Here is a 14,579-nt window from a genome sequence, read left to right on the forward strand (position 1 = left end):
GGCGCCCGCTTTCAAGTTAGGAGGCGCTATGAAACAGGGATCGTCTAGCCGGCGCGTGAACGAACAGGCGCGCCAGGTCATCGCCGAGATCCTCATGTTCGAGGTTGCCGACCCGCGCTTGGCGCTGGTCACCATCACCGACTGCGAGGTGAGCTTCGACCGCTCGGTGTGCAACGTGTACTACTCGGCCGACAAGGGCCGCTACGACGAGGTGGCCAAGGCCCTGAAAGCGGCCTCGGGGCGCATCCGCACGCAGATGGGCAAGAAGCTCACCTGGCGCGTGGCCCCCGAGCTGCGCTTCTTCGTGGATAAAAGCGTTGATCAGGCTGAACGCATCGCGATCGCCCTGAAAAACGAGCGCGACCGCCGCGCGAGCGATGCGCGGGAAGACTAACATGCCCGCCATCACGCCCCAGACGAACGCCTCGCTGGAAGACATCGTCTCTAAGCTGCGCGCGGGCGACGACTTCGTGATCACCGGGCACGTGAGCCCGGACGGCGACTGTTTGGGCTCTCAGCTCGCGCTCGCCCATACGCTGCGCCAGATGGGCAAGCGCGCCGTTTGCGTTCTGGCGAAAGACGATCCGCTCGATCGTCCGTTCTCGCTGCTCCCCGGCGCCTCCGACATGGTTCCCGCGGCGCTTTACGAAGGGGCCTGCGGCGTGTTCGTGGCCGTGGACGTCCCCACCGTCGAGCGCATCGGCGACGCGGCCCGCCTGCTGGAACGGGCGGGGCTTTCCATCACGGTGGACCACCACGCCGTCGACACGACCATGACCGACCTCGTGCACGTCGAGCCCGCGGCTCCCGCCACCGCGCTCATGGTGTGGGAGATGTGCCTGCAGCTCGTCGGGCGCCCGACGAGCGAGGCGGCGCTGTGCGCCTACGCGGGGCTCGCCACCGATACGGGGTGCTTCCAGTTCCAAAACGCCGACGCCTCGGCGTTTTCGGGGGCGCTTTCCATGGTCGAGCACGGGGCGGACCCCGCCCTCGTCGCGCGCGAGTTCTTCCAGTACCGCACGCTCGCCTCGATGCGCCTCGAAGCTCTCGCGATCGAGCGCGCGGTGTTCTCGTGCGAGGGTCGCTGCGTGGTCAGCTTCGTGTCGGCGGCCGATATGGAGCGCCTCGGCGCCGTGAAGGCCGACACCGAGCCTTTGGTCGACGCCCTGCGCAAGATCGCGGGTGTGGAGGTTGCCGTCATGCTGCGCGAGCAGGACGGTTCGGTGCGCGGGAGCGCGCGGGCGAAGGATGCGGCCGACGTGTCGGTCCTCGCGCGCGGGTTCGGCGGCGGCGGGCATACCGCGGCGGCGGGCTTCACCGTCGAAGACACGCTGGAAGGCGCCCTCGACCAGGTGCTGGCCCGTATCGACGCGCTGTACGGCGCGTCCGCGTAAGGAGGGTCGATACGACGTGAAGCGCGCCGCGACCGATTACTCGCTTCTGGTGGCCGTCGACAAGCCCCAGGGGATGTCCTCCCATGACGTGGTGAACCGGTGCCGCCGCATCTTCGGCGAGAAGCGCGTCGGGCACACCGGAACGCTCGATCCTCTGGCAACGGGGGTCCTGCCGATATGCATCGGCCCGGCGACGAGGCTCGACAGGTTCATGGTGGGCCACGACAAGTCCTACGACGTGCGCATCGCCTTCGGGTACGAGACCTCAACCGACGATCGCGAGGGGGAGCCGACCGTCGTGTGCCCCGTATCGGCGCGGCTCTCGTCGGAGTCGTTCGCCCGCCGTGTCCTGGAGACTCAGGTCGGCCCCCAAATGCAGGTGCCGCCCCAGTACAGCGCCGTGAAGATCGACGGCAAGCCGGCCTACGCGCGGGCGCGCGCCGGCGCCGAGGTGGAGCTTGCGGCGCGCGCGGTGGAGGTGTACGCGGCCGATCTTCTGGGGATATCCCACGACGATGAGACCGACCTCGTGTTCTGGGACGTGCGCTTCTCGGTGTCGAAGGGCACCTACATCCGCTCGCTCGCCCGATCGGTGGGGCGCGTCGCCCAGTGCCCGGCGCACGTGTTCGAGCTGCGGCGCATCCAGGCGGGCTCGATTCGGCTCGAAGACTGCGTGACGCTCGATCGGTTGGAAGATGTCCGGGAGCGGGCCGCCCTCGATCCGGTCGCGGTCCTGGGATATCGGTTCGCCTTCGCCGACGATCGGGAGTCCCTCGTGCGCAACGGGGGGCGCTTCGCCGCGCGCGACCTCGAGCTGTTCGATCTCGCCCCGCGCCCGATCCTCGAAGCGGGTTCGCTGTGCTCCTCGGCGTTCGAACCCAGCTGCAAGCGGCCCGAGCCCGGCGAGGTCGTCGCGCTGGTTGCGCGCGGGTCGCTGATCGCCTTGTACGAATTCGATTCGGATCGCGGCTGCTGGAAATCGTGCTGCGGCTTTTCTGTGGGGGTATCGCGTGGCTGAGATCATGTTCGTGGGCGACGAGGGGTTCGACCCGCGCGTCCTTTCCGGCGCCACCTGCGCGTTCGGCGTCTTCGACGGTGTGCATTCGGCGCATCGGTTCCTTATAGACCAGGCGCGCTCCGATGCCCGCGAGCGGCAGACGCGGGCCGTCGCGCTGACGTTCGACATCGATCCCGACGAGCTGTTTCGCGCAGACAGCCTGAGAAAGCTCATGTCGAACGAAGACCGCCTGCGCGAGCTTTCCGAGACGGGCGTCGATGCGGTGGTGGCGTTCAGGTTCTCGCGGGCCTTCGCGTCGCTGTCCCCCGAGGCGTTTTTGGAGCGGGCCTTTGCCGGCCGCGTCCCGTCGTGCATCCATGTGGGGCAGAACTTCCATTTCGGGTCGAAGGCGTCGGGCGGCATCGCCGAGCTGACGGCGTGGGGGAGCGCCCACGGGATGACGGTGCGCGCCCACGACCTGCTCAGCCTCGCCGATATGCCCGTTTCGGCCACCCGTATCCGCGCCCTTCTGCAACGCGGCGCGATCGGCGAGGCCAACCAGCTTCTGGGCAGGCGCTTCAGGATCCGCGGGCGCGTGCTTCCCGGAAGGGGGGAGGGGCGCGACATGGGGTTCCGTACCGCCAACCTGGTGGTCCCCCAGGAAAACCGCGTGCTGGCCGACGGCGTGTACGGGGCGTACGCCCATGTGAGGGGCGCCACCTACAAAGCGGCGGTGTCGGTGGGGGTCTCGCTGGTTTTCCGCGACGAGGCGACGGCCACGTGCGAGGTCCATCTGCTCGACTTCTCGGGCGATATCTACGACGAGGAGATCGCGGTCGACTTCGACACGCGGATCCGCCCCATGATCGAATTCGACTCGGTCGAGGAGCTGATCGAAACCGTGAAGTCGAACATCGAGTGGATCCGAAAGAACCTGTAGCGGCGAGGGGAATCTGCATCGAGCGGTATAAAACCGCCGAAATACGCTTACTTTTGAGGTTACGATTTCCTTCCAAATCACCTAGAATTACTACGATGCGGTCTTTACGCTCTAATGCCTAGCGTAAAGACCGTTCCGTAGTTGTTTCCTATGCGTATCAAGGAGGGATTACATGACTACTTCGGTAGCATGGCTTGCTCCCATCTGTGCCCTTATCGGCATGGCTGTGGCAGCATACCTCGGATCCTGGGTCCTCAAGCAAGACCCCGGTCCGGAAAAGATGAACAGCATCTCGGTCAAGATCCAGCAGGGGGCCAAGGCATTCCTCGTCAGCGAATACAAGATGCTCGCCATCTTCGTGGCCGTCGTCGCTGTCGTTATGGCCGTCGCGCTGTCTCCGTGGACCGCGCTCGCGTTCATCACCGGCGGCGTGCTGTCCGCCTGCGCCGGTTACGCCGGCATGCATGTCGCCACGCGCGCCAACACGCGCACCGCGCATGCGGCTGAGGAGTCCGTCGCCCGCGCTCTGAACGTCTCGTTCAAATCCGGCCTCACCATGGGCCTGTGCGTTGCGTCGTTCGCCCTGTTCGGCCTGTCCCTGTGGCTGATCCTGCTGGTGTTCGGCAACATCAACGCCGTCGACCTCATGCACGAGCACGTCGGCATGGTCGAGGGCTTCGCCACCGGCGCCTCCGCAGTCGCCCTCTTCGCGCGCGTGGGCGGCGGCATCTACACCAAGGCCGCCGACGTCGGAGCCGACCTGGTGGGCAAGGTGGAAGCCGGCATCCCCGAGGACGACCCCCGCAACCCCGCCACCATCGCCGACAACGTGGGCGACAACGTGGGCGACGTCGCGGGCATGGGCGCCGACCTGTTCGAGTCCTACACGGGCTCCATCATCGCCCCCACCATCCTGGCCGTCACCTTCGGTTCGCTGGGCTATTTCGCCGGCGTCGATCTGGTGTGGGCCGTCGTCGTTCCCGTCGTGATCGCCGCCTGCGGCATCATCACCTCGATCATCGGCCTGTTCGCCGTCCGCACCAAGGAGGGCGCCTCGCTGCATGCGGCGCTCAACCGCGGCACCTACGTCGCGGCCGTGCTCGAGATCTGCGCCATCTTCGCGATCTTCTTCCTGTGGAACAGCCAGTCCCAGGAGGGCCAGCCCCTGTGGCTGTTCGGGTCGGTTATCTGCGGCCTGGTCGCCGGTATGCTGATCGGCAAGACCACCGAGTTCTTCTGCTCGGACGAGTACAAGCCCGTCCATAAGATCGCGGAGGCCTCCGAGACCGGGGCTGCCACCAACATCATCCAGGGCCTGTCCACGGGCATGCTGTCCACCATCGTTCCCATCCTGCTGGTGGCGTTCGCCATCATCGGCGCGTACTTCTTCGGCAACATGGCCTTCCCGCTGGTCGACACCAGCGAGGGCGGCATCGCCGTCGGCCTGTTCGGCGTCGCGCTCGCGGCGACGGGCATGCTGTCCAACACCGCCATCACCATCGGCGTCGACGCGTACGGCCCCGTGGCCGACAACGCCGGCGGCATCGCCGAGATGGCGGGCCTGCCCGAGGAGATCCGCGACCGCACCGACTCGCTCGATGCCGTGGGCAACACCACCGCGGCCATCGCCAAGGGCTTCGCGATCGCTTCCGCGGGCCTCGCGGCCATCTCGCTGTTCGTCTCCTACCAGGCGACCATGCACCACGCGTTCCCCGATTTCAGCCTGACGCTCACCAACCCGCTCATCATCGCCGGCATCTTCATCGGAGCCATGGTTCCGTTCATGTTCGCGGCGCTTACCATGGGTGCGGTCTCGCAGGCCGCCCATGCCATGGTCGAAGAGGTGCGCCGTCAGTTCCGCGAGATCAAGGGCATCATGGAGTACGAGGCCGAGCCCGAGTACGACAAGTGCGTCGCCATCTCCACGAACGCCGCCCTCAAAAAGATGATGCTCCCCGGTCTTCTGGCCGTGGTCATCCCCATCGTCATCGGCTGCTTCAGCCCCGAGATGCTGGGCGGCTTCCTCGCCGGCGCCGTTTCCACCGGTATGCTTTTGGCCATCTTCATGTCCAACGCCGGCGGCGCATGGGACAACTCCAAGAAGTACATCGAGAAGGGCGCGCATGGCGGCAAGGGCTCGGATGCCCATAAGGCCGCCGTGGTCGGCGACACCGTGGGCGATCCGTTCAAGGACACCTCCGGCCCGTCCATGAACATCCTCATCAACCTGATGACGATCATCGCGCTGACGTTCTCGCCGCTCTTCATCGCGCTTCAGGTGCTCGTGTAGGTCCCTATACGGGTTTCGCGCTCCGAGGCATTGAAAAGGCCGCATCCGTATGGGTGCGGCCTTCTTCGTTTCCGGGTGAATGAAAGCGCTTTAAGTTGTGCGTACAAGTCAATTTTAGAACGACGAAAATAGGTGAGCGGTCTTAATAATTCGATTGTCGGCCTGCAATGTGAGAAGAAACCAGGTATAGTGGACTCACATGTATGAAGGGCGTATCGGGTCCGTGGAACTCTGCTCGGGAGGGGGGGTGCCTTCACAGCACGCCCCGGATGAGTAGGAGAGCCATGAAACTGAGAGAGAAGCTGCTCGCTTGCGCGCTGGCCTGCACGCTTGCGCTCCCGTGGACGGGTGCGCAGATGCTCGAGGCCGCCGCAACGGAGTCTGCGCCCAGTGCGCCCACCGCCGCACAGGCCGCGTCTGATGCGCCCTCGGCGCAGGTCGAGGCTCCGACTTCCGAGGCGCCCGCGCCCACCGAGGCCGCGCAAGCCGAAAATCCCGCGCCCGTCCCGACCGTGCGCGAGGCGGCTCTGGCGCCCCTGGCCAACGACACCTCCCGCGTCGAGCTGCGCATCGGCGCGCTCGCGCCCGACGGCTCCTTCACCGAGGGCAAGTCCGACTACTGGACCTTCGAGAACGTCTCGGACGTGGTGGATCTCGACGTCTCGGGCAAAGACTACGTCATCCCGGGCGCCTACGTCGTCTTGCGCATCGACAAAACCAACAAGATCGAGAAGCTCGTCTTCGCAGACTCCCAGGCCGGCACCACCGAGCGCTACAGCGACGAGAGCTACTCCTACGTGAAGTACAGCTTCGGCTCGCTCTCGGGCGGCACGCACTCCACCTATCCCGTGCTGTTCGACTTCGACGGCCACTTCGCCACCGACGGCGACACGGTCACCCTCGACGCTACGCTCTATGCGGGCGGCGGCGCGGTCGTGGCGCACACCGCGCGTACCTACACCGCCAAGACCGCGGGTTTCGGGCCGTACTCCTACGCCTGGGACTATTCCCAGGCAAGGCCGAAGTACGTTGACGCCGTCGACGGCGCGCCCATTCCGGCTGGAAACCCCGGCGGCCTTGTGGCAAACGGCCACTGGGCGCAGGTGTATGGCCCTGTCGATTCGGCGGATTCCACGACGCTGGACGTACCCGTGGGGATGTCGTTTCGCTGGAGCCTCCATGCCAATCCCGAGTCGGGAGCTACCGGCAATCAAGGGCTCGAGTTCCCAAGAAACGTCAAAGCGGTCCTAACGCTTCCTAAGGGGGTGAGCCTGACCAATCCGGCTCCCAGCACGACCATCGAGCCGCAGGCCGACGGCACGACCAAGGTCACGACGTTTTACGCCGGACCCAGGTTCGCGGACACCCCGTATTTCTTGAACGGCAACTACCAGTCCGAATACATCACGGGCGGGTTGTCTAACGGTCGTCCTAATTCCTACATGTATTTTCGGTTCGACACGACCACCCCGGTAAACACCGACATTTCGGTCACTGCGGACTTCTACTACAACGCCAACGATGACGGCACGGGCGGCACTTTCATCGGTACGCGCAACGAGACGGTAAACTTTGCCCCTGTCGTCTACAAGGGAGCCTCGAACCTCAGCATCGAGAACTCGGGTCATGTGGCGGAGTCCCACCCCGGTGCGTCGTGGGGCAGCTACGACTACGGATACCTCGACGGTCGGCTCTTCCACAACAAGAGCGACTGGACCGAAGAAGGTATGGGATTTAGGATCAGAATCTCTCAAACGAACAACGGGTCGGGCTACGCGAGTCCTTGGGAAGGGGGCGCGACCGCGCGCATCGTTCAGGTGGAGCACGCCCTTGCGAACGACGAGCTCTACTACAAGTCCTTCGTGCTCACGCGTTTTGAGACGAGCCGCGATTGGACTGCCGAGAACAGGCCGATCATCGAGGGCAACATCGCCGTCGCCACCAAGGTGGTGAACGAGGGTAACACCAGGCTCTACGGCGTCCGCGCCGATGGCACCGAGAAGCTTCTGGCCGAGCACGTCCAGATGGGGCAGCGCGTCGCGGTCGAGGAGGCGACCGAGCGCGAGTTCGTGAAGCTCGTGGCGCGCTTCGAAGAGCCGGTGGTGCTCGACAATATGCGCCTCATCGCGAACGCCTACGTGGGGCTCGTGCAAAGCGAGACGAACCGCCTAAGCGAGATGGGCAACTTCAACACCACCCCGTACCGCTCCTCGGCAACGCTCACGTTGGAGAGCGGACAGACGAGCACGTATCTCTCAAGCGGTTACTACGCTTTCGTTTCGGTCTCGCCGCTCATGCCGATCGTGAGCGAGTACATCCAGTCCAACCAGACGGTCGTCTATAAGACCGGCGGCACGCCGTTCAACTTCCTCGTCGGCCCCGACCTTCCCACAGGATCCACTGATTGGCGCAGCGACTACGGCGACTTCACCCATATCAAAAATCTGAAGACGATCACGCTTCTGCCCGACGGCATCGAATACGACGGCTACAAACGCGTCGACCAGCAGGCGGACCTCGATGTGCCCGCGGTTACGACGGTTCCCAACTACCAGGGCACGGGCAGGACCGCCGTCGTCGTGGACTACGGCGACGTGCCCGTCGCCCGCCGCCACCTGGTCGAGCTACACCTGCGCGCCACGAAGTACACCCAGCGCGGCGACAACGACGTGGCAACGTACATGACCTGGGATGACAACGACTTTATCCGCCCCTACAAGTTCAACGCCACAGGCGACCAGAAGGGAATGTACAACTATGCAGACGCCCTCGACCTCGACGGCGACGGCGACCACGACGAGGTCTTCATGCAGGTCCATTCCACGGTGACCTACGTGCCGCCCTTGGAGCTCATGCTCTCCAAGGCCATCTCCTACGATGGCGAGGACTACGGCCTTGCCACTACGGGCGATCTGGGCTACCCGCTTACCTACCGCCTCAACGTGTTCAACAACTCCATCGTGCCGGTGACCGCGCTCTCTGTGATCGACGTCCTGCCTGCCGTTGGCGACCATACGGTCGTCGCCAACGCCCAGGGCGCCTATCCGCCGCGGGGTTCCAGCTTTCCCACGGGCCTTACCGCGAGCATCGAGTCGGCCAACGACGGGGCGGTCAACGATCTTTTCACCTTCTACTACCAGGTAGCGCCGCAGGGCGCGGACCTCGAGTCGGTGCGCGACGGCGCCTGGCTCACGGCTGCCCAGGTGACCGACTTCTCCCAGGTGAAGTCCTTCAAGGCCGTCCTCAATGACGGTAAGGAGATCGCGAGCAAGGCCGACGTCGACATCTACGTTCCCTCGGCGATCCCCTTCGACCGCACGCTTCACGACGACGCGTCGGAGAACCCCGACAAGGCCGTGAACTCCTCTGCCTTCTCTACCGACGGAAAGAACTACTCGGAGGCCAATTCGGTGGAGGCCTACTTCTCCACCTACAAGGTCGACGGTATCTACTTTCTCGACCTTGACGGCGACGGCGCCTACACCGAGGGCACCGACAGGCCGCTCGCGGGCCGCGCGCTCAAGATCGTCGGCTTGGACGGCAGCGAGCTCAAGAATCCCGACGGCACCGCCATCGAACTGGTAACGGACGCGGAGGGGCACTACGAGGCCCCCGTCTACCTGCGCGGGACCTACCGCATCGCGGCCGAGCGCACCGCGCAGGAGCGCTTCTTGCCCAAGGCCGACGGAACCGCGGCCCCGGGCAGCGATCTGGACGAGGCGACCTACGAAGGGCTGACCGCCAAGACCACTGAATTCGCCCTGAACCCCCAGCAGCGCGAGGCCACTAGAAACATCGCCGTCGAGTACGTCCCCGGCAAGGTCTCGCTTACCAAGACCGCCGAGGCTGAAGAGGGAGAGCAGACCCGTCCTCTTGCGGGTATCGAGTTCAGTATCGCCAAGAAAGACGGCTCTCCCGCCCTGGATATCCATGAGAGGGAAGTGCCGAACGCCGCGACCGATAACGAGGGCAACGTCGTCTTCTTGGATCTCGTCCTGGGCGACTACGTGGTGACCGAGGTCTCCGCCCCCGCCCGCTTCAAGCTTGCAGAGCCGGTCGAGGTAACCGTTAATGCGGAAACGCCTGAGGCCTCCCTCGCGCTTAAGAACGCGCTCAAGCGCATAGGCATCGCCGTCTCAAAGAACTGGGACGATGATGGCAACCGCGACGGCGCGCGCCCTGATTCCGTGACGGTGCGCCTGCTCGCTGACGGCACTCCCACCGACAGGACCCTCGTGCTTTCGGAAGGGAACGGCTGGAAGGGCTCCTTTGAGGGTTTGAGAACCCATGGCGATGATGACGCGGAGGTCGCCTACACCGTCACGGAGGAGGGCGTGCCCGAGGGCTACGCCTCGGTGGTGTCCGGCACGGCCAAGGACGGCTTCACGGTTACGAACTCCTATAAGTCGGCCGAGGTTTCCGTGGCTGTGGCCAAGGTGTGGGACGACGGCAACGACGCTGACGGCATCCGCCCCGCGAGCGCGACCGTGGCGCTGCTCGCGGATGGGAAGCCGACCGGCGAGGTTCTCGTGCTCACCGAAACGAACGACTGGAAGGGTTCCTTTGCGCACCTGAAGAGATTCGAGGCGGGAACCGAGATCGCCTACACCGTCGAGGAGCGCGACGTCCCCGAGGGCTACGAGGCGGCCGTATCAGGTGACGCGGTTTCGGGTTTCATCGTCACTAACACCCATAAGCCTGCTCCCGTCCACGTGCCCCCGACCGACCCCGGCGATACGCCGACCACGGGTGAGGCGCCCGCTACGGACGGTATCCCCGCCACGGGCGATGCTCCTACGGTCGCCTTCGCGCTCGTTGCTGCGGGTGCCGCTCTGCTTGCCCTGCGTGCGCTGAGGCAGCGGGCGTAACGACCGATCGAAACCGTTCACGCGAAGCCGCGGTCCCTGTGGGCCGCGGCTTCCTCGTTTAAAGATCGAGGTGCGCAAGCGGTGCGCCGTCGATCGCCTTCAGATGCAGGGTTCCGTTCTCGTAGGTCGCGTAGCTTCGCGCGCCATCCTTCGGCAAAGCGGCGCTGCCCGGATTCAAAAGCACGATGCCGCCCTCGCGCCGAAGCTGCTTCACGTGGGTATGCCCGTATGCGAACACCGAGCCTGCGCGAAGGGAGGGCAGGTCGTTGGGCGCCATGCGCGCGCGGTGCCCGTGCGTGGCGAAAAAGCAGACGCCGTCGGTCTCGACGAGCGCGTATTCGGCCATGCAGGGGAAGTCGAGCATCCACTGATCGACTTCGGCTTCGCAGTTGCCCTTCACCGCGAGGGTGCTCTCGGCGAATTCGTTGAGGATCTGCGCGGTGCGCGCGGGATCGTACCCGTCGGGAAGCGCGTTTCTGGGTCCGTGGTACAGCAGGTCCCCCAGCAAGATGATGCGGTCGGGGCGCTCTGCGCGAACGCGCTGGGCGAGCGCTTCGGCGGCGTTTGCCGACCCGTGCAGGTCGGAGGCGAAAAGCAGGTTCATGGCTACCTCAGATCATCGGTGTAGGTGCGGGTGACGACGCGTTTGCCGCTTTCGGGGAAGAGGTGCGCGTACAGGGCGCTGAAGTAGCTGTCGGTCATCGACGAGATGTAGTCGACCACGATGGTGTTGGGGTCTTCCCTCAGGTAGTTCTCGCGGGTGATGCTGCGCGACTTGCGCACCAGGTAGTCGACGTGGTGCTTGAACACCGGGGAGGACTCGTCTTTTCGCCGCAGGTCGTCAAGAAGCTTTCCGTAGAGTTCCTCGAACATCTCCTGCATCATGTCGGCATGCTCGTCGGACATGCCCTCGCGCCGGTAGATGAGGGCGTAGTTCTGCTCTTTGGCCCGCTTGATGTCCCTGAAGGCCTCGGGGCTCATGCGGATGCGGTCGCACCCGTAGCTGTGGTTCACGATGTCGACGATCATGTTGTTGAGGATCGAGACGTTCGATTTCCCGATGTAGTCGCCTTCGAACGCGTCGAACGAGTCGATGACGCCCATGTCGCGCGCGTCGATGCGGTCTTTCCCCAGGTACGCGATCATATCGGACATGCGCACCACGCAGCCTTCGAGGGTGGAGGGGCGAAGCGATCCGATGGTCTCCTCGTCGGCTATGCAGGCCTCCACCAGCTCGTCGAGCTCGTCGAAGCTGCCGAGGCTGCCAACGCTCAGCTCCTGCTTGGCGAACTCCCCGTTGTGGCAAAGCGCCCCGTCGAGGGTCTGCAGGCTGATGTTGCGGCGGTACAGGCGGTCCATCACGCGCACGCTTTGGACGTTGTGGTTGAAGAAGCGCCCGGTGCGCTCGTGGTAGCAGGTGCTGAGGAACTTCTCGCCGGCGTGCCCGAAGGGGGTGTGCCCCAGGTCGTGTCCGAGCGCGATGGCCTCGGCGAGCGCGGTGTTCAGGCCCAGAAGCGAGCTGATCGACCGCGCGACGCGCGCGACCAGCTGGACGTGGAGGGCGCGTCGGCAGATATCGTCGTTTTCCACGAACGAGAACACCTGCGTTTTGTCGGCGTATCGGTTGTAGGCGGGGATGTTGATGATCTTCTCGGTATCGCGCTCGAACGCGGGGCGCACGAGGGTCGCCCGGTCGTGGTCGAACGCGTCGCGGCGCACGACGTCTTCGTCGCGAAACGCATGGGGGTTGCGCTTGCCGGCGGCGCGGTCCGCCCGGATGGCGCGCTCGATTGCGGGATCGAGCGCAAGGTAGCTTGCATCGCTCATAAAACGGCTCCAATCTCGGTGTTTCAGCGCCATTGTATCAGCAGTCTTTCGGTTCGGCTCGCTTCGGGCGGCACCGTGCGTTTGCGGTATACTTCAAGCGGTAATCGAGCGAAGCATCTCTTCTGGAGGCGACATGAGCAACACTTCCACGTATCTCACCTGGTTGGGCATCCTTTGCGCCGTCATGGCCACGTTCGGCATCGGCGTTTTCGTCATCGGATACAAAGACCCCAGCATGGGCCGCGTCATGACGGTGGTCGTGCTGTACCTTGCCTCGGGGCTTTTGCTGTGGCAGGCCCGCCGCAAGGCCAAGCGGTCCGCCTCCGAAGCCCAGCAGCAGAACTAAGAGCCCGCATCGCATGGCAGGCGGGATAAGCGACGACGATCTCCGAAAGGTGCGCGAGGCGAGCGACCTCGTCTCGATCGTGGGCGAGCGCGTGCCCGTGAAGCAGCGCGGCCGCGATTTCTGGTGCTGCTGCCCCTTCCATCAGGAGAAAACCCCTTCGTGCAAGATAGATCCCCACTCCCAGCTGTGGCATTGCTTCGGCTGCGGGGAGGGCGGCGACGTGTTCACCTTCGTCATGAAGCTCGACGGACTGTCGTTTCCCGACGCCGTGCGCTCGCTTGCGCAGCGCGCGGGGATCGAGCTGTCCGATTCGGGCGGCCCGCGCGTGCCCGACAGCAAGAAGGCGCGGCTGAAGGAGGTGTGCGCGGCCACAGCCGAGTTCTACCATCTGCAGCTCATGCGCTCGCCCGCGCCCGAAGCCGCCGCGGCGCGGTCGTATCTGGCGAACAGGGGGTTCGGCGGGGAAGTGCCCAAGCGCTGGAACCTGGGCTTCGCGCCGGGATCCGGCTCCCTCGTGCGCCATCTTTCCGCGAAGAGAATCCCCGTGTCCGACATGATCGAGGCCAACGTCGCCCTGAAGGGCCGCGACGGGCGCGCGCGCGACCGGTTCTACAACCGCGTGATGTTTCCCATATGCGACCAGACCGGCGAGTGCATCGCCTTCGGCGGCCGCGTGGTGGGCTCGGGCGAGCCGAAGTACCTGAACTCCCAGGAGACGCCCCTGTTCCATAAGTCCCAGGTGCTCTACGGCCTGGACAAGGCGAAGGCGGACATGACCGCGACGGGCGTGGCCATCATCACGGAAGGCTACACCGACGTGATCGCGCTCCACGAGGCCGGCGTGCGAAACGCGGTGGCCACGTTGGGAACGGCGCTCACCATGAGCCATATCCGCATCATCTCGCGCCATGCGAAGAAGCGCATCGTGTACCTGTTCGACGGAGACGCCGCAGGTCAGCGCGCCGCCGATCGGGCGCTCGAGTTCATCGACGAGAGCATGACGCCCGAAGCGGGGCGCACGCGCATCGAGCTGTGCGCGGTCACGCTTCCCGACGACCAGGATCCCGCCGAATTCGTCGCGGCGCATGGCGCCGATGCCCTGCGCGAGCTGGTGGCGGGAGCGGTGCCGCTTCTGACCTACGGCATCGAGCGCAGGCTGTCCCGCCACGACCTCGCAACGGCCGAGGGGCGCACGCGCGCGCTCACCGACGCGCTGTCGGTGCTGGCTCCCATCAAGAACTCGCTGCTTGCGAAGGACTACGCCCATCAGATCGCCGATCGCTGCCGCGCTCGCGAGGAAGACGTCCTGGCGATGCTCGCGCGCCTTCGCCCTCCCGTGCGCGCCGAGAGGGAGGAGCCCCTTCAGATTCAGGGAGGGGCCGCGCAGCCGGATCCGCATGCGGGTGCGGCCCCTTCCGCCCCGGGATCGCCCGCGCAGATCGGACAGGCAGAAAGCAACCGCCGCCGCGTCGAGCGCGATTTCCTGTGCCTGTGCGTGCGCGCTCCCTACCTCGCCTTGGCCAAAGCGGACACCCTCGTGCAAACGCGCTGGCATCTGCCGGTTCACGAGACGCTGGCCCGAAGCATCGCCGACACCCTGGCCGCGTGTCCCTCCGCTTCGTCGGGCGAGATCGTCACTGCGGCAACCGCGGTCGAACAGCGCGCTGCGCGCATATTGACGGCGAGTTCGGCCCGCGAGGGGGTCGATGACGCCGCGCTTGCAGACTACCTGGCCGAAGAGCTGGTGATCGGCGACATGGAGGATGCGATCGAGGAGCTGCGCGCCGAGCTTTCGGGCGCGACCGAGCTTTCGGCCGACGAGCGCGACCTGCTGTTCCAAAGCGTCGTCGCCTCCCAGAAGCAGCTGCGCGCCCTGAAGGCGGCCCACAAGCCGCCGGTTTCCTAAAGGGAAGCTCG

At 65.3% G+C, this 14,579-nt stretch carries 10 protein-coding genes; 8 read left to right on the forward strand and 2 right to left on the reverse strand.

The window, feature by feature from the left end; all coding sequences use genetic code 11:
• The first annotated feature begins 28 nt into the window (after window positions 1-28).
• From rbfA to JI75_RS08730, 6 genes are all read left to right on the forward strand, one after another.
• Window positions 29-394, forward strand: a complete 366-nt coding sequence (gene rbfA, locus JI75_RS03695; RefSeq protein WP_039688844.1) for a 30S ribosome-binding factor RbfA — start codon at window positions 29-31, stop codon at window positions 392-394.
• Window positions 378-1,394, forward strand: a complete 1,017-nt coding sequence (locus tag JI75_RS03700; RefSeq protein ID WP_240993220.1) for a DHH family phosphoesterase — start codon at window positions 378-380, stop codon at window positions 1,392-1,394. Before rbfA ends, JI75_RS03700 begins: the two co-directional genes overlap by 17 nt.
• 16 nt (window positions 1,395-1,410) lie before the next feature.
• Complete coding sequence (gene truB, locus JI75_RS03705; RefSeq protein ID WP_039688849.1) at window positions 1,411-2,412, forward strand: tRNA pseudouridine(55) synthase TruB; 1,002 nt, start codon at window positions 1,411-1,413, stop codon at window positions 2,410-2,412.
• Window positions 2,405-3,331: a riboflavin biosynthesis protein RibF gene (ribF, locus tag JI75_RS03710; protein ID WP_039688851.1), complete on the forward strand. Its 927-nt coding sequence runs from the start codon at window positions 2,405-2,407 to the stop codon at window positions 3,329-3,331. Before truB ends, ribF begins: the two co-directional genes overlap by 8 nt.
• Before the next feature lie 172 nt (window positions 3,332-3,503).
• Window positions 3,504-5,621 (forward strand): sodium-translocating pyrophosphatase, encoded by a 2,118-nt coding sequence (locus JI75_RS03715; RefSeq protein WP_039688853.1) that lies wholly within the window; start codon window positions 3,504-3,506, stop codon window positions 5,619-5,621.
• Between the two features lie 284 nt (window positions 5,622-5,905).
• A complete protein-coding gene (locus JI75_RS08730) occupies window positions 5,906-10,489 on the forward strand; it encodes a Cna B-type domain-containing protein (RefSeq protein WP_052241566.1) in 4,584 nt (1,527 codons plus the stop codon).
• A 58-nt stretch (window positions 10,490-10,547) separates the two neighbouring features.
• On the opposite strand, the gene yfcE is transcribed toward JI75_RS08730, so the two are convergent.
• Together yfcE and JI75_RS03730 are read right to left on the reverse strand one after the other, a co-directional pair.
• Window positions 10,548-11,093 carry a phosphodiesterase gene (gene yfcE / locus JI75_RS03725; protein ID WP_039688855.1) on the reverse strand — a complete coding sequence of 182 codons (546 nt, stop codon included), beginning with the start codon at window positions 11,091-11,093 and terminating at the stop codon, window positions 10,548-10,550.
• Window positions 11,094-11,095: 2 nt separating this feature from the next.
• Window positions 11,096-12,316: a deoxyguanosinetriphosphate triphosphohydrolase family protein gene (locus tag JI75_RS03730; protein ID WP_039688857.1), complete on the reverse strand. Its 1,221-nt coding sequence runs from the start codon at window positions 12,314-12,316 to the stop codon at window positions 11,096-11,098.
• Between the two features lie 133 nt (window positions 12,317-12,449).
• On the opposite strand from JI75_RS03730, the gene JI75_RS03735 reads away from it, so the two are divergent.
• Window positions 12,450-12,662, forward strand: coding sequence for a hypothetical protein (locus JI75_RS03735; protein ID WP_039688860.1), 213 nt, complete (start codon window positions 12,450-12,452; stop codon window positions 12,660-12,662).
• A 13-nt stretch (window positions 12,663-12,675) separates the two neighbouring features.
• Window positions 12,676-14,568: a DNA primase gene (gene dnaG, locus JI75_RS03740; RefSeq protein ID WP_039688861.1), complete on the forward strand. Its 1,893-nt coding sequence runs from the start codon at window positions 12,676-12,678 to the stop codon at window positions 14,566-14,568.
• Window positions 14,569-14,579 lie beyond the last annotated feature (11 nt).

Source organism: Berryella intestinalis, from assembly GCF_000814825.1.
GTDB lineage: Bacteria > Actinomycetota > Coriobacteriia > Coriobacteriales > Eggerthellaceae > Berryella > Berryella intestinalis.

Bases quoted from the DNA above. Each gene is read 5' to 3' on its own strand.
- JI75_RS03700 (WP_240993220.1), top strand. From the start codon at position 378: ATGCGCGGGAAGACTAACATGCCCGCCATCACGCCCCAGACGAACGCC.
- yfcE (WP_039688855.1), bottom strand. From the start codon at position 11,093: ATGAACCTGCTTTTCGCCTCCGACCTGCACGGGTCGGCAAACGCCGCC.
- JI75_RS08730 (WP_052241566.1), top strand. From the start codon at position 5,906: ATGAAACTGAGAGAGAAGCTGCTCGCTTGCGCGCTGGCCTGCACGCTT.
- JI75_RS03730 (WP_039688857.1), bottom strand. From the start codon at position 12,316: ATGAGCGATGCAAGCTACCTTGCGCTCGATCCCGCAATCGAGCGCGCC.
- dnaG (WP_039688861.1), top strand. From the start codon at position 12,676: ATGGCAGGCGGGATAAGCGACGACGATCTCCGAAAGGTGCGCGAGGCG.
- JI75_RS03715 (WP_039688853.1), top strand. From the start codon at position 3,504: ATGACTACTTCGGTAGCATGGCTTGCTCCCATCTGTGCCCTTATCGGC.
- rbfA (WP_039688844.1), top strand. From the start codon at position 29: ATGAAACAGGGATCGTCTAGCCGGCGCGTGAACGAACAGGCGCGCCAG.
- JI75_RS03735 (WP_039688860.1), top strand. From the start codon at position 12,450: ATGAGCAACACTTCCACGTATCTCACCTGGTTGGGCATCCTTTGCGCC.